General features: G+C 67.0%; 10 protein-coding genes. 1 reads left to right on the forward strand and 9 read right to left on the reverse strand.

Annotated features, from left to right (window positions below; all coding sequences use genetic code 11):
* Positions 1-42: 42 nt before the first annotated feature.
* Genes PSQ39_RS15640 through PSQ39_RS15655 form a run of 4 tightly spaced genes read right to left on the reverse strand, consistent with a single transcriptional unit; the run spans position 43 to position 3,097 of the window.
* Complete coding sequence (locus PSQ39_RS15640; RefSeq protein ID WP_273927765.1) at positions 43-831, reverse strand: SDR family oxidoreductase; 789 nt, start codon at positions 829-831, stop codon at positions 43-45.
* A gap of 6 nt (positions 832-837) precedes the next feature.
* On the reverse strand, positions 838-1,533 hold the full coding sequence (gene lptC, locus PSQ39_RS15645) for an LPS export ABC transporter periplasmic protein LptC (protein ID WP_273927766.1): 696 nt from the start codon (positions 1,531-1,533) through the stop codon (positions 838-840).
* Complete coding sequence (locus tag PSQ39_RS15650; protein WP_273927767.1) at positions 1,530-2,111, reverse strand: KdsC family phosphatase; 582 nt, start codon at positions 2,109-2,111, stop codon at positions 1,530-1,532. The genes lptC and PSQ39_RS15650 overlap by 4 nt, the downstream gene beginning before the upstream one ends.
* Before the next feature lie 8 nt (positions 2,112-2,119).
* On the reverse strand, positions 2,120-3,097 hold the full coding sequence (locus PSQ39_RS15655) for a KpsF/GutQ family sugar-phosphate isomerase (protein ID WP_273927768.1): 978 nt from the start codon (positions 3,095-3,097) through the stop codon (positions 2,120-2,122).
* Between the two features lie 81 nt (positions 3,098-3,178).
* Here PSQ39_RS15655 and PSQ39_RS15660 point away from each other — a divergent pair, with 81 nt between their 5' ends.
* Complete coding sequence (locus PSQ39_RS15660; RefSeq protein ID WP_273927769.1) at positions 3,179-5,164, forward strand: monovalent cation:proton antiporter family protein; 1,986 nt, start codon at positions 3,179-3,181, stop codon at positions 5,162-5,164.
* A gap of 30 nt (positions 5,165-5,194) precedes the next feature.
* On the opposite strand, the gene PSQ39_RS15665 is transcribed toward PSQ39_RS15660, so the two are convergent.
* The 5 genes from PSQ39_RS15665 to PSQ39_RS15685 all read right to left on the reverse strand — a co-directional run bounded on the left by PSQ39_RS15665 (position 5,195) and on the right by PSQ39_RS15685 (position 15,010).
* Complete coding sequence (locus tag PSQ39_RS15665) at positions 5,195-6,607, reverse strand: HD domain-containing phosphohydrolase (protein WP_273927770.1); 1,413 nt, start codon at positions 6,605-6,607, stop codon at positions 5,195-5,197.
* 12 nt (positions 6,608-6,619) lie between these two features.
* Positions 6,620-7,567: an ATP-binding protein gene (locus tag PSQ39_RS15670; protein WP_273927771.1), complete on the reverse strand. Its 948-nt coding sequence runs from the start codon at positions 7,565-7,567 to the stop codon at positions 6,620-6,622.
* Positions 7,564-8,439, reverse strand: a complete 876-nt coding sequence (locus PSQ39_RS15675) for an HDOD domain-containing protein (RefSeq protein WP_273927772.1) — start codon at positions 8,437-8,439, stop codon at positions 7,564-7,566. The genes PSQ39_RS15670 and PSQ39_RS15675 overlap by 4 nt, the downstream gene beginning before the upstream one ends.
* A gap of 173 nt (positions 8,440-8,612) precedes the next feature.
* Entirely contained in the window at positions 8,613-11,492 is a 2,880-nt protein-coding gene (locus PSQ39_RS15680) for an EAL domain-containing protein (protein WP_273927773.1), read from the reverse strand.
* Between the two features lie 161 nt (positions 11,493-11,653).
* Positions 11,654-15,010 (reverse strand): EAL domain-containing protein, encoded by a 3,357-nt coding sequence (locus PSQ39_RS15685; RefSeq protein ID WP_337961940.1) that lies wholly within the window; start codon positions 15,008-15,010, stop codon positions 11,654-11,656.
* Between the last annotated feature and the right edge of the window lie 85 nt (positions 15,011-15,095).

Consider the following 15,095-nt stretch of genomic DNA (forward strand, 5'->3'; position numbering starts at 1 on the left):
ACTCGCGGGGGCGGTGCCGCCGAGGGGGCCTGGCGGGCTGGTTCAGCGGCCTTCGCCGTGCCGGTGCTTGCGGGGCCGGCCGCTGAGCAAGCGGTCGAACCAGGCATTGGGCAGGGCGCGCATCAGCTTGGCCACCACGCCCATGGGCCAGGGGATCACGCGGTAGCTGACCCCGGCAGCGATGGCTCGAAAGGCTTGCTCGGCAAAGGCCTCGGGGCTCATCAGAAAAGGCATGCCGTAGCGGTTTTGCTGGGTCAACGGCGTGTCCACATAGCCAGGGCTCAAGGTCACCACGCGCACGCCGTGGGGGCGCATTTCGCCGCGCAGGCTTTCGCAGTAGCTGATCACCCCGGCTTTGCTGGCGCAGTAGCCGCCATGGCCTGGCAAGCCGCGGATGCCCGCCACGCTGGCGATACCGACCAGGGTGCCTCGGCGCTGGGCGACCATGGGGTGAATAAAGGGATGGAAGGTGGCCGCCATCCCGAGGTTGTTGGTGGCAAAGATGTGGGCCAGCACCTCGAGGTCGTCGCGCTCCGCGCTGTCCACCCCCACGCTGATGCCGGCATTGGCAATCACCACGTCGGGCAGGCCTTGTTGCAACAGGCATTGTTGGGCGGCGGCAATGATCTGCTCGCGCTGCGCCACGTCGGCCCGGTAAGCCACCCAGTCGCTGGCGGGCAGGCCTTTGTCTTGAGCCCAGGCTTCGATGGCTTCGCGGCGCCGCGCCACCAGGGCCAGGCGCCAGCCCGCTTGGTGGTAGCGCCAGGCCAGGGCCTGACCCAGGCCACTGGAGGCACCGGTGATGAAGACCAGGGGCTTGTTGACGGACATGCCGGGTCAGCGGGCGGGTTTGGGCGCGGCACCTGCGGCGGGCGTGGGCACCAGGGTGCCGTGCACGCGGCCGCGCAGTTCGATCACGCGCTCCAGGTTGTCAAAGTCCATGGCGTCGCCCGTGAAGCGGTCGTTGCCCCGGATCAGTTCGACCGGCAGGTGGCTTTTGACGCGCTCGGTGTCGGTGAAGGCGTGCAGGAACTCGCTGCGGAACTCCATGCGCGGGATTTCTCGCCCGTTGGCCTGGGTGATGGGCTCGCGCACCACCACAGCATTGCCAAACAGTTGGACTTCGGAGCTGTCGCTGTTGCTCAGAGCGCGTTTGGCCGTGGCCACGGTGACATGGCCCTCGGCGCTGTAGGAGCGCATGTGGACCTGGTCGATCTCCAGCGTGTCGGTGTCGGGGTAATGGCGGCCCTCGGTGCCGCGCACCTCGCTCTTCAGGCGGCCATCCGGGGCAAAGGTCTTCACGGCGAAGTCGCGCATGAAGTAGTCCGGGTCGTGGCGCACCGCTTGGGCTGGACCCGCCGGCGCAAAGACCGGCGTGGTGCGCACCAGCCAGTAGGTGCCCAGGGCCAGCACGGCCATCAGGATCACCGGGAGGTAAATGGACAGGTGGTCCGCGCACAGCCGGGCCACGCGCAGCGCGGGTGGCCGCGGGCGATTCGGCGCAGGGGGGGGGGGGGCGGCCGTGGGGCTCATGCGGCGTGGTCCTGCAACAGCCGGGCATAGTGGCCGCTGGCGACCAGCAGGAGGTCGGCCAGTTCGCGGCCGGCGCCCTCCCCGCCGCGTTTTTGCGTCACATGGCGCGCACAGGCCAGCACCTCGGGGTGGGCGTTGGGCGGGGCCACGGGCAGTGCGCAGCGGCGCAGCACGGGCAGGTCCGGCCAGTCGTCGCCAATCGCCGCCGCTTGCGACCAGTCCAGGCCCAGGGCCTGCAAGGTGTGTTCTGCGGCTGGGCGCTTGTCTTCGGTGCCGTAATGCACATGCTCGATCCCCAGGGCCTGCAGGCGGTGGCGCAACGGCTTGGAGTCCCGCCCGGTGATCACCACCGGCGTGATGCCCACGCGGGCCAGCAGCTTCAGCCCGTGGCCGTCCAGGGTGTGGAAGCGCTTGAGGCTTTCGCCGTGTTCGGAGAAGTACAGGCCGCCGTCGGTGAGCACGCCGTCGACGTCAAAAAAGGCCACTTTCACGTTTTGGGCCGCCAGCAGCAGCTCGGGGTCGAACTGCAGGGCGGGCCGCAGCGGGGGCAGCGCAGGGGAGGCGTTGGGCTGGCTCATGGGGGCTTTCAAATCACTTTGGCGCGCATCAGGTCGCCGATGTGCACCACGCCCACCAGTCGATCGTCGCTGTCGCAGACCAGCACGCAGGTGATGCGGTGCTGTTCCATCAGGTCGGCGGCGTCCACGGCCAGGGCATCGGCGCGGGTGCGGCGCGGCTGGGGGTGCATCACATCGCGGGCGCGAATGCTGAGCAGGTCAACCCCGTTTTCGATCAGGCGGCGCAGGTCGCCGTCGGTGAAGATGCCCAGCACCCGGCCGGCTTCGTCGACCACGGCGGAGGCGCCCAGGCCCTTGGCGCTCATCTCGCGCATCAACTCGATGAAGGGGGTGTCGGGCGCCACCTGGGGCACGGCAGCGCCGCTGCGCATCACGTCACTGACATGGGTCAGCAGCTTGCGGCCCAGCGCGCCGCCCGGGTGGGAGCGGGCGAAGTCTTCGGTGCCAAAACCGCGCGCTTCCAGCAGGGCCACGGCCAGGGCGTCGCCCAGCGCCATTTGGGCGGTGGTGCTGGCGGTGGGGGCCAGGTTGAGCGGGCAGGCTTCTTTTTCGACGCCGCTGTCGAGCACGATGTCGGCGTGGCGCGCCAGCGAGGACTGGGCGCCCCCGGTCATGCCGATCAGCAAGGCGCCCAGGCGTTTGACCACGGGCAAGATGGCGTCGAGTTCAGCCGATTCGCCGCTGTTGGAAATGGCCAGCACCACATCGGCGGCGGTGATCATGCCCAGGTCGCCATGGCTGGCCTCGGCCGGGTGCACGAACAGGGCCGGTGTGCCGGTGGAGGCCAGGGTGGCGGCGATCTTGCGGCCCACATGGCCGCTCTTGCCCATGCCGGTCACGACCACGCGGCCCTGGCTGGCGAGCACGCGGCGCACCGCTTCCACAAAGCTGTCGCCGGTGCGGGCCTTGAGGCCTAGCACGGCCGCGGCCTCGATGTCGTAAGTCTGCTGAGCCCGGCGCAGCACCTGGGTGGGGTCGAAAGTCATGCGGCGATTCTATCGGCGCCCCCCGCAAAAGCTGGCCTGAAAGCTGCGTAAGCCTTGACCACTGGGCTAGTATCAATGGCTATGACCTCACTCGAACTCACCCTGCTCTACCTGTTGGCGGCAGTGCTGGGCGTGGTCGGCTGTCGCACCCTCAAGCTGCCCCCGATGCTGGGCTACCTGATCGCGGGGGTGTTGATTGGCCCGCACGCCCTGGCCCTGGCTCAAAATTCCGAAGGCGTGCGCCACCTGGGCGAGTTTGGCGTGGTGTTCCTGATGTTTGCCATCGGCCTGGAGTTCAGCCTGCCCAAGCTGCGCGCCATGCGCCGCCATGTGTTTGGGCTGGGCCTGCTGCAGGTGATGCTGACCATTGGCCTGGCCACGCTGGGTTCGGTGTTTTTGAGCGTCATGGCCCCCACCTTGTGGAAGATGAGCTGGCAGACCGCGCTGGCCTTGTCCGGCGCCATGGCCATGAGCAGCACGGCCATCGTGGTCAAACTGATGTCCGAGCGCCTGGAGCTGGAAAGCGAGCACGGCAAGCGTGTCATGGGCGTGCTGTTGTTCCAGGATTTGGCCGTGGTGCCCTTGTTGGTGCTGATCCCGGCCCTGGGCAGCCCGCCCAACCAGTTGCTGGCCGAATTGGGCCTGGCCTTGTTCAAGGCCGCGGTGCTGGTCACCTTGCTGCTGTTTGGCGGCCAGAAGGTGATGCGCTGGTGGTTGACCCTGGTGGCACGGCGCAAGAGCGACGAGCTGTTCATGCTCAACCTGTTGCTGATCACCCTGGGCCTGGCCTGGCTGACCGAAATAGCCGGCCTGAGCCTGGCCCTGGGCGCTTTCATCGCCGGCATGCTGGTCTCCGAGACCGAGTACAAGCACCAGGTGGAGACCGACATCCGACCCTTCCACGACGTGCTGCTGGGCCTGTTCTTCATCACCATCGGCATGATGCTGGACTGGCACATCGTGCTGGAGCGTTGGGGCCTGGTGCTGGCGCTGTTGTTGTTGCCGGTGTTCTTCAAGCTGGGCCTGGTGACGCTGATGGCGCGCAGCCTGGGCGCCACCACCGGGGTGTCGCTGCGCACGGGCCTGTACCTGGCGCAGGCGGGGGAGTTCGGCTTTGTGCTGTTGTCGCTGGCACAGAACCGCAACCTGCTGGCGCCCGAGCTGATCAACCCCATCCTGGCGGCCATGGTGCTGTCCATGCTGGCCACGCCCTTCCTCATCATGTACAGCAACCGCATCGTGATGAAGCTGGTGTCCAGCGAGTGGCTGCAGCAGTCGCTGCAGATGACCACCATTGCGCGCAAGTCCATCAACACCAGCAAGCACGTCATCATTTGCGGTTACGGGCGTTGCGGCCAGAACCTGGCCCGCATCCTGGAGCGCGAAGGCATTCCCTACATGGCGCTGGACCTGGACCCAGACCGTGTGCGCAAGGCCGCGGCCGCAGGTGACTCGGTGGTGTTTGGCGATGCCGCTCGGCTGCAGGCCCTGATGGCCGCCGGTCTGGCGCGCGCCAGTGCGGTGGTGGTGACCTACCTCGACGTGCCCGGTGCCATGAAGGTGCTGGCCAATGCGCGCTCCCATGCGGCCCATGTGCCAGTGATCGTGCGCACCCAGGACGACCATGACCTGGAGAAGCTGCAGGCGGCGGGCGCTACCGAGGTGGTGCCCGAGGCGATCGAGGGCTCGCTGATGCTGGCCAGCCACGCGCTGGCCTTGGTGGGCGTGCCCATGCGGCGCGTGATCCGGGTGGTGCAGGACCAGCGGGATGCGCGCTACAACATGCTGCGCGGTTACTTCCACGGCGCTGACGACGACGGCGGCCACGAGCGAGACCACGAGCGCCTGCACACCGTCAGCCTGGCTGAGGCCGCGCGCACGGTGGGGCGTCCGCTGGGCTCGCTGGCCTTGCATGCCATGGGCGTGCGGGTGGTCAGCTTGCGGCGCAGCAATGGCCACCCGGTCACGGTGGCCGACGACACCGTGCTCAGCGGGGGCGACACCCTGGTGCTGTCGGGCCGGCCCGAGCCGCTGGCCCTGGCCGAGGACAAGCTGCTGCGCGGTTGAGCCGCGCAGGCCCGCCGGTCACGGGCCGCGTCAACGGGCCGCGCTGGTGGCCTTGGCCGGCGCCTTGGCTGGGGCCGAGCTGCCGCGCACCCACAAGGTCACGGGGGTGCCTTCGCGTTCTTCAAAGCGCTGGATGCGCTGGATCAAGCCGGTGCTCAGGACCTGGCCGATGGCCAGCAGCACCACGTTTTCGGCGGTTTTGAGGTCACGCCCGATGACCATGCCGGGCTTGAGTTCACGGGCGGCCACTTCCTTGAGCGGGTATTGGGTGGGTTGCTCGTCGGTCAGACGCAGCAGCAAGGCCAGCATCTCGGGGTCGAATTGCTCCCCAGCGCCCCGTTGCAGCAGGCTTTTGGCCTGGTCCGGCTTCAGCGGCTTGCCGGTGATGTGTCCATGCACCAGGTCGTCGTAGTGGTCTGCCACGGCCAGAATGCGCGCGCCCAGCGGGATGTCGGCGCCCATCAGGCGGTCGGGGAAGCCTTTGCCGTCAAAACGCTCGTGATGGCCCCGGACAATGGGGATCACCCCCTGCATGTCTTCCAGTGCCATGAGCGCCTGGGCCGCCAGCACCGGGTGCCGGCGGTAGGCATTCATCTCTGCCGGGGCCAGCAGCATCTGGGGGATGGTCAGCACGTTTTCCGGGATGGCGGTGAAGCCCAGGTCATGCAGCAAGCCGGCCACGAACAGGTCCTGGATCTGCTCGGTCGGCAGCTCCAAGGCCACGCCCATGCGCCGTGCCAGGTCGCCCACGCGCTTGCCATGGCCCGCCAGCACACCGCCGCGCAGCTCGAGCAGGCCTGAGAAGGTGCGGATGATGGTCAGGTAGTTGCGCTTGAGGCGGTCATTGGCCACGCTGAGCTCTGCCGTCCTCTCGGCGACGCGGGCCTCCAGCGACACGTTGAGCTCTTGCAGCGCCTGGTTCTGCTCCTGGGTCAGGTCTTGCAGGCGCTGGCGTTCGCGCTCGAGCTGTTGACGCTCGGCCGCCTGACGCACCGTCAGACGCAACTCATGTTCATCCCAGGGCTTGTGGATGTAGCGGTAGATCTGGCCGTTGTTGATGGCGGCGATGGTGGCATCGATGTCGGCATAGCCGGTCAACAGGATGCGGGCCGTGCCAGGCCACTTCTCGCGCACCTGGGCCAACAGTTGGGCGCCATCCATGCCAGGCATGCGCATGTCGCTGACCACCACATCCACGGACTCCGTGGCCAGCACGGCCAAGGCCTCGGCACCGCCTTGGGCGACCAGCAGGCGGCACCCTTCCGCCCGGAGCACCCGGCGCAGTGCCGACAGAATGCTCGGTTCGTCATCCACACACAAAACCGTCCAGGGCTGGACCTCGGCCGCCCCCAGGGTGGCCAGCGAGGGCACTTCCACAGTGGCCAGGCCCGATTGCGCATCCATCAGGGATTCTTCGGCGCCGATGTCATCGACCTTGCTCATGTCACGCTCCTGTCAGGTCTGGACGGGCTGGCTGATGGGCACCTTGACCCGGAAGGTGGTGCCCTCCCCGGGTTGGCTGGCCACCGTCATCTGGCCACCGTGTTTTTGCACGATGCCATAAGACAGGGACAAACCCAAGCCCGTGCCTTGCCCCACCGCTTTGGTGGTGAAAAACGGATCGAAGATGCGCCCGAGGTTTTCAGGGGCGATGCCACAGCCAGTGTCCGCCACCTCCACCCACACGTCCGGGCCGGAGACGCCGGTCCGGATGGTGATGGTGCCGCGCTCCGTCCCAATCGCATGGGCGGCATTGACCAGCAGGTTCATGAACACCTGGTTCAACTCGGAGGACAGGCATTGGACCTCCGGCAATTCGCCGTAGAGCTTGACCACATCGGCCTTGTATTTGATTTCGTTGTTGACGATGTTGAGCGTGGAGTCGATGCCGTTGTGCAGGCTGGCCCATTCCCATTCTTGGCGTGCATCCACGCGGGAGAAATCCTTCAGGTCCTGCACGATCTTGCGCACCCGTTGGATGCCGTCCCGTGACTCGCTCATCAGGCTGGGAATGTCGTCCTTGAGGTATTCAATCTCCAGCTCTTTGTACAGCGCGCGCAGGCGACCCGCCACCGGGCTGTTGCCCAGTTCGCTCTCGGCCTGCTCGTAGGCGGACAGCATCTGGAACAGGTCCTGCAGGTATTTCTCGAGCGTGCCGAAGTTCGAGAAGATGAAGCCGATCGGGTTGTTGATCTCATGCGCCACGCCGGCGGCCAGCTGCCCGATGGACGCCAGCTTCTCGGACTGGATCAGCTTGGTGCGGGCATCGGACAACTTGCCGTTGAGCTCCTTGAGTTCTTCGTTGGCCTTGAGCAGTTCGCTCACCATGGCCCGGACCTGGGCCATGGACATCTGGTCCAGCAGGTCTTCGGGCAGGCCCTTGTCGAGGGATGCTGTGTTCATGCCGGAGTCTCCTCAGTGGGGCGCAGGATCGCCCGCAGTTGTTCGAATTCTTGCTCGATGCGCGGCAGCAGGCGGGGCAGTTGCGCCCGCATGGGGGCCAGCCGCTCCCAGGCCTGCGGCTGCAGCGCGGGCACGACCTCCTGGGCCACGCCGGCCAGGTCCAGGGCATGCGCCAGCGCATTGGCCGCGTGGACCAGGTCCGTGAGGCTCGGCTGTGCCGAGTCAGGCGGGTTGTGGTGCCTGGCAATGGCCTCCACCACCTCGGGGGCGAAATGCCAATGCTGGGCCAGCCAGGCGCCCACTTCGGCATGCGACACCCCCAGCAAGGTCTGCTCGGCCTGAAGGTGTGGGGCATCGTGCTCGGTGGCCCAGGCGAGGGCCTGCGCCATCTCGACGGGGTAGAGGCTGTCCAGGACCAACAGACCCACATCGTGCAGCAGGCCGGCCGTGAAGGCGGAGGCCTCATCCAGGCCTTGGCACTCGGCCAGGGCGCGCGCCGTCACCGCACTGGCGATGGAATGGCGCCAGAACTCGTCCAAATGCAGGGCCTTGCCATGCATCTGGTCGAACTGCATGGTCAGCACCGCCGCCAGCACCAGGGTGCCCACGGGGCGCAAACCCAGGATGTTGATGCCGTCCCGGATCGAGGTGATGCGTCCCGACATCCCATAGAAAGGTGAATTGGCCAGTTGCAAGACCTTGGCGGCCAGGGCCTGGTCCAGCGACAGGGTTTCCGCGATGGGGTCCAGGTTCACGTCCTGCTGTTGCAGCAAGGACATGAGCTGAACCACCACGGCAGGCAGCGAGGGCAAGGCGCGCACCTGCTGGATGCAATGCGCCCGGTCCAGTGGCAAGGCGGTGGGCAGCTTCATGCTTGGACTCCGCGGTGGTCGGCCAGGATCTGGCGCAGGGGGTGCGAGGGGCAATGGCGAAACAGGTAGGCCAGACGGTCCTCTGGGGCGGCTGGCGCATCAGCGGGCCCAGGGGCCTCCGGCAGCACCGCCGCATCGTCAACAGGGGGGGGAATGACCGCATTCATGGATCTTCAAGCCAACTCGTTGAGTACCAGCAAATGCCCTTGGGGGGCAGATGCGCCAAAAGGCCGGGTGCGGGCACGCCAGCGGCGGCCTGACCAGTCGAAATCGAGGCTCTGCTCACCCGGTTGTGCCCACAGGGGGGCCAGCTCGGCAGGCAGCACGCTCGCGGCGCACTGCCCCAGCAGCAGACGCTCAGCGCCCCAGCACTGCTGAGCCGCCAGGTTGGCCATCACCACCAGGCCCGCTGGGTCGATGCCCATGGCGGGAACCGGCAGCAAATCCAGCATGTCGCGGGCGGCCGTGGCACGCGACGCTTCCAGACCCAATTGCGCTTGCTGGGTGCTCAGCACGCGCTCCAGGCGGCCATTGAGCACAGCCAGTTCTTCATTGGCCCCGCGCACCTCCAGGGCCAGGCGGCGGTTCTCGTCCGCCAGGCCTTTTTGGTGGAAGCCTTCCTGCACATGCACGCGCAGGCGCTCGTCGTCCCAGGGCTTGGTCAGAAAGCGGTAGATGGCCCCTTCGTTGACCGCGTCGGTGATGGACTGCAGCTCGGTGTAGCCCGACAGCACCATGCGCACGGTGTCGGGGTACAGCTCCTTGGCGCGGCGCAGAAATTCGACCCCGGTCATGCCCGGCATGCGCTGGTCCGACAGCACGACATCCACCTCGTACTCGGCCATGCGCTGCAGGCCTTCGAGGCCGCTCGCGGCGGTGACGATGCGGTAGCCATCGCGCCGGAACAAGCGCTTGAGGGCGGCCACGATGTTGGGCTCGTCGTCCACCAGCAGCAGCGTGCGCTCGCGCTGGCGACGCAGGAAGCGCTCCGGCAGGCGTGGCAGTTCGGTGCTCAGTTGGGCTTCCAGGGTGGCCTGGTCCACCACCGGGCTGAAGGCGGTGCCTTGCAGGCGGTCGCAGCCATTGGCCATCAGCAGGGTCAACTGGCCTTCGGTTTCCACCCCTTCGGCCAGCACCTTCATTTGCAGGCTGTGCGCCAGGTTGATGATGGCGCGCGTCAGCGACACCGCGCCCGAAGCCGCCGTCACATCGGGCACGCAAGAGCGGTGCACCTTGAGCACATCCACCGGCAGGTGGCGCAATTGGTTGAGGTTGGAATAGCCCGTGCCAAAGTCGTCCAGGGCGATCTCCAGGCCCAGGGCGCGCAGTTCGGCCAGTTTGCGTGCCACATCGGGGCTGCCGTTCATCAGCACCTGCTCAGCGATTTCCAGGCCCAGCAAGGTCGAGGGCACGCCGTGCTCGAGCAGGCTGCGTTGGATTTTGGGCACCAAGTCCGGTTGCTGCAGTTGCAGCACCGAGTGGTTGAGCGCCAGGCGCAGCGGACGCACACCCTGGCGCAGCCAGCGCTGCAACAGCTCGCAGACGCTGTCGCGCTGCCAGTCGCCCAGCGCCACAATCAGGCCGGTCTGGCGCGCCACAGGCAAGAACTCCTCGGGCGGGACCTCGCCCAGCGCCTCGCTGTGCCAGGCCAGCAGCACCTCGGCCCCCACGGCGCTGCCACTGCTCAAATCGATTTGCAGCTGAAACTGCAGTCGCAGTTCCTCGCGTTCCACGGCGTGGCGCAGGCCCGACTCAATGGCCAGGCGGCGCATGGCCTTGGCGGTGATCTCGGGGGTGAAAAACGCCACCTGGTCGCTGGTGCCTTGCACACCCAGGCGCGCTGTTTGGGCGGCTTCCAGCAACTGGCTGGCGCTTTGGGCGTCGCTGGGGAAGCTGGCCACCCCGATCTGGGCCAGGGGCACGATCTCGGCGCAGCCCAGGCGCTCGGGGCGGGCCAGCGCTCCGACCACTTGGCGGGCGGTGCGTTGCAAAGCTTCGGGTGTGGCGCTTTCGGCCTCCCCCAGCAGCAGGGCGAACTCACCGCTGCCCACGCGGGCCACCAGGCTGTCGGGGCCCACCAGGGCGCTGAGGCGCGCCGCCACCGCCATGGCCAGGGCGTCGCCCGCGCCGTAACCCATGGCTTGGGACAGTTGGTCGATGGGATCGATCTGGATCGACAGCAGGGCAAAAGCCCGTGGGTCCCAGCTGGCCGCGTGCACGGCCGCGTCGATGCGGTCCAGCAGCTGCTTGCGGTTGGGCAGGCCGGTCACCTCGTCGTGGTTGGCCAGTTCTTGAATGCGTTGCTCGGTCTCGCGCTGCAAGGTGATGTTTTGCAGTGTCATGTAGCCGCGCCGGCGCCCGTCCGGCGTGACCTCGACCATGCCCCGGTGCAGGATTTCCAGGCGCTGGCCGTCTGCGGTTTGCAGCCGGTGCTGAAATTCAAAGGGCTCGTCGTCGATGGCCGCGGCCCAGATCGAGGCCACATAGCCGCGTTCCTCTTGGGGCACCCAGCGCAGCAGGCGCCAGGCTTTTTGCGCCCCGTCCAGTTCCGGGCGGCCCACCAGCGTCGCCATGCCGCGCGAGACCACGGCCTGGCCCCGGTCCAGGTCCAGTTCGGCCGAGCCGGTGTGGCTCATGGACTCGGTCAGGGCCAGCATGCGGGCTTGCCAGTCGCTGGAGAAGCTCATCCAGTTGAGCTGGGCTTCGTTGACCAGGGTGACGATCTCCTGGTCTTCGCCCAAGGCGCTCAGCGGGCGTGAAAAGGCGCGGCCATTGAAGGGCGCCAGACCGGGCCGATCGATGCTCACCACCCGGTGCTCGTCCCCCATGTGGCGGAACTGAGGCCACAGGGCGGGCCAGCGGCGCAGCAACTCGGCGGGGCTCAACTGGGTTTCGTGGCCATCACCGCCCAGCATGCGGGCCAGGCGCCGGTTGATCAGCTGGGGTTGCCCAGCGGCCATCAGGCACAGTCCCACAGGCGCCAGGTCGAACAACTGGCTGCGCAGTTGTTGCCGGGTGCGGGGCTCACGGTCGGGGGCAGGCAGGGTGCTCATGGCAAGGCTGGTTCAGTCCGGTGCCAGGATGGTTCAGGCCCTCGGGGCGAACACGTCGCTGAGGGGCTTCACCGGGGCTGTTGGAACACAATATAGAGCAAAAAATATCACCTGTGGCTTTTTAATTGCGATTTCAGGGGATTTATTTTGATAAATATGATTCATCCCAGGGGCGAGGCCATCAGCGCCGGCAAAGCCACCGCGGCCACCGGGCGGCTGAACAGGTAGCCCTGGAAGGCGTCGCAACCGTTGCGCAGCAAGAAGGCGCGCTGGCCCACGGTTTCCACGCCTTCGGCCACCACCGACAGGCCCAAGCTGCTGGCCAGGGCGATGATGGTGCGGGCAATGGTGGCGTCGTTGGGGTCGGTCAGCACGTCGCGCACAAAAGACTGGTCGATCTTGAGTTGGTCCAGCGGCAGGCGCTTGAGGTAGCTGAGGCTGGAATAGCCCGTGCCAAAGTCGTCCAGCGAGAAGCCCACGCCGCGCATTTGCAGCCGGGTCATCTTGCCGATGATGTCTTCCACGTCGTTGAGCAGCAGGCTCTCGGTCAGTTCCAGCTTGAGCTGGGTGGGGCGCGCGCCGGTGGACTCCAGCACCGCCAGCACCGCCTCGACAAAACCAGGGTCGCGGAACTCGCGCGCACTCACGTTCACTGCCACCGTCAGGTGCGCCATCAAGGGCTCACTGGACCAGGCCACCAATTGGCGGCAGGCGGTTTGCAGCACCCAGCGTCCCAGCGGCAGGATCAGCCCGGTCTTCTCGGCCAGCGGAATGAAATCGGCGGGCGAGATGTGGCCGCGCTGCGGGTGGTTCCAGCGCACCAGGGCTTCCACCCCCAGCATGCGTCCCTGGCCATTGACCACGGGTTGGTACAGCAGGCGGAACTCGCCGTGCTGCAGGGCTTGGCGCATGTCGGCTTCCATGGCTGACCGCGCGCTCACCGCCTCTTGCATGCCTGGATCGAAGAAACACAAGGTGTTGCGCCCAGCGGCCTTGGCCTGGTACATGGCCAGGTCGCCGCGCTTGAGCAATTCATCGGCCGTGGATGGCGTGCTGTTGAACAAGGCAATCCCGATGCTGGGCGTGCTGTGGTGCAGGCTGTCGCCAATCGGGTAGGGTTGGTTGAGGGCGCTGAGGATTTTCTGCGCCACGGTCTCGGCGGCGGCTGCGGCCTCCGGCGTGGACGCGCCCAACTGCCCCAGCACGACCACGAACTCATCCCCGCCCAGGCGCGCCACCGTGTCATCGGGGCGCACACAGGCCACCAGGCGCGTGGCCACCTGCGTCAGCAGCTGGTCCCCTCGGTCATGGCCCAAGGTGTCGTTGAGGTCTTTGAAGTTGTCCAGGTCCAGGAACAGCAAGGCGCCCTGGTGCTGGCCGTTGGCGCAACGGTGGATGGCGGCGGTCAGCCGCACCAGCAGCAGGCGCCGGTTCGGCAGGCTGGTGAGTTCATCGTAGAAGGCCAGGCGCTCGATGATGGCCTCGGCCTTTTTCTTTTCCGTGATGTCGCGCCCCACGCCCCGGTAGCCGGTGAAGTGGCCTTCGGCGTCGAAGATGGGCGCTCCGCTGATCGACACCCAATGCAGGCGCCCACCCACGGTGGCGGCGCGCTGCATCTCAAAGTCGTAGAAAGGCTGGTGCGCTTCCAGCGTGCGCCGATGTTCGGCCCACTGGGCTTCGGTGACGTTGGGGGCATCAATTTCCCAGCGCGTCCTACCCAAGGTGCTGGACTCGTCGGGCAAGCCCGTGCGTTCGCTGACATGGCCGTCCAGGCGCACGAAGCGAAAGTGTTCATCCTGCTCCCAGTACCAGTCCGAGGACAGTTGGCTCAGGTCGCGCCAGCGTTCTTCACTTTGGCGCAGCGCCTCTTGGGCTTCGAAATAGCGGGTCACGTCGCTGAAGGTGCGCACCCGACTGCCGCCCGGTTGCAGCAGGGTGTGGACTTCAATCACCCGGCCTTGGCGCGTGCGGCGCAGGTAGATTTCGGGCATTTGAGGCCCGCTTTGCGCGTACTCGCCGGCCACATAGGCGCGCGCCTCGGGCGTGATGTATTCGTACCCTTCGCCGAAGTCGCCGCGGTCGGCCTGGAAGCGCACCACCTCGTGCGCCTTGGGGTGCCGGGCCAGCAGCGATTCAGGCAGGTCCAGCACCTCCAGGTAGCGGCGGTTGTAGATCTGGATCACCCCATCGGCATCCACACTGGAGATGCCTTGGCTGATGCTGTCCAGCGTCACTTCCAGGGCCTTGGTCTTTTGCGCCAGCAGTTCGGTGGCTTCGCGCAATTGGTCCTGGGCCTGGCGGCGCTCCAGCCGGCCGCGCCAGGCCAGCACCAACTGGCTGGCCGTGTTGAGCAAGGGCTCGAGTTCGCTCAGGTCCAGCGCTGGCGCGTCGGCTGGCAAGCTCAGGCCCAGGCAGGCCGCCACCCGGCCGGCGTTGCTGATCGGGATGGCCTCGTAGCGCTGGGCCGGCAGTTCGTCCACGGCCTCTTGCTGGCTGTGCTGGGTTTGGCGGGTTTGCAGCGCGGTTTGCAGCAAGCGCTGCATGGTCTCGTCCAAGGGCTGGGTGCTGGCGTGGATCAGGCACATGGGGGGCTCGGTCCCTTGGCGCACCGACTCACCCAGGCAGCCTGCGTCGGCCCCGGTGAAGGTGATCAGAAATTGCAGCAGCCCATCAAAAGCCAGGTGGGGTTCCACATTGGCGATGAAGGTGTTTTGCGCTTGGGACAAGGCCTGCAGCAGGCGGTGCTGGCGAGCCAGGGCTTCGTCGGCGCCGCGCCGCGCACTGATGTCCATGAAGGTGCCACAGAGCAGCCGGGGCTGGCCCTCGGGGGTCCACTCCATCACGCGGCCTCGGCTGGCGACCCACAGCCAGTGGCCGTCCCGGTGGCGCAGGCGGTACTCGGCTTCGTACACCGGTTGGTCGCCGCCCAGGTAATGCCGCAGCGTGGACTGCACCCGGTCCCAGTCCTGCGGGTGCATGGCGTGTTTCCAGGCGTCGGTCGAGGCGGCTGCGGGCAGGCCCAGCATGTCCCGCCAACGCAGGCTCAGCGAGGCCTCGCCGGTCAACAGGTTGCGCTGCCAAAAGCCCAGGCCTGCACCTTCCAGGGCCAGCTCGGACAGGGCCGCACTTTCTTTCAAGGCGCGCTCCAGCCGCTGCTTGTCCACCGCCGCCAGCACCTGGCCGGGCAGGGTCAGCAGGTAGCCCTGGCGCTCGTCTTTGATCAGGTAATCAGCAAAGCCCTCGCGCAGCGCGCGGGCAGCGGTGGCTTCTTCGCCGGGCGCCACCAGGATCAGGCCGGGGGTGTCACCCAAAGCTGGGAGCAGGTCAAAGGCCGTGCCATCCGGCAAAGGGGTGCCCACCAAGGCCACGTCCGGCATCCGCTCTTGGAGCAAGGCAAGGGCCTGTGCCACGGAACTGGCCGTTTGCAGCTGCCAGCCAGGGTGCTGGCGGGTGAGCATGTCGCGCAGCGCCTCCTGGTGGGCGCTATCGCATTCGATCAAGAGCAGGGCGATGGCCATGGGCGACAGGTTCGCCCCCAGAGGGGCATGAGTGTGGGGCGATTATGTGCATGAACCTGTAACGCAAATCAACCCTCAGTTTCAT

The sequence above is a fragment of the Curvibacter microcysteis genome (assembly GCF_028649455.1).
Lineage (GTDB): Bacteria > Pseudomonadota > Gammaproteobacteria > Burkholderiales > Burkholderiaceae_C > Curvibacter > Curvibacter microcysteis.

Coding starts and splice junctions, on each gene's coding strand:
- PSQ39_RS15640 (WP_273927765.1), bottom strand. CDS start 831: ATGTCCGTCAACAAGCCCCTGGTCTTCATCACCGGTGCCTCCAGTGGC.
- lptC (WP_273927766.1), bottom strand. CDS start 1,533: ATGAGCCCCACGGCCGCCCCCCCCCCCCCTGCGCCGAATCGCCCGCGG.
- PSQ39_RS15650 (WP_273927767.1), bottom strand. CDS start 2,111: ATGAGCCAGCCCAACGCCTCCCCTGCGCTGCCCCCGCTGCGGCCCGCC.
- PSQ39_RS15655 (WP_273927768.1), bottom strand. CDS start 3,097: ATGACTTTCGACCCCACCCAGGTGCTGCGCCGGGCTCAGCAGACTTAC.
- PSQ39_RS15660 (WP_273927769.1), top strand. CDS start 3,179: ATGACCTCACTCGAACTCACCCTGCTCTACCTGTTGGCGGCAGTGCTG.
- PSQ39_RS15665 (WP_273927770.1), bottom strand. CDS start 6,607: ATGAGCAAGGTCGATGACATCGGCGCCGAAGAATCCCTGATGGATGCG.
- PSQ39_RS15670 (WP_273927771.1), bottom strand. CDS start 7,567: ATGAACACAGCATCCCTCGACAAGGGCCTGCCCGAAGACCTGCTGGAC.
- PSQ39_RS15675 (WP_273927772.1), bottom strand. CDS start 8,439: ATGAAGCTGCCCACCGCCTTGCCACTGGACCGGGCGCATTGCATCCAG.
- PSQ39_RS15680 (WP_273927773.1), bottom strand. CDS start 11,492: ATGAGCACCCTGCCTGCCCCCGACCGTGAGCCCCGCACCCGGCAACAA.
- PSQ39_RS15685 (WP_337961940.1), bottom strand. CDS start 15,010: ATGGCCATCGCCCTGCTCTTGATCGAATGCGATAGCGCCCACCAGGAG.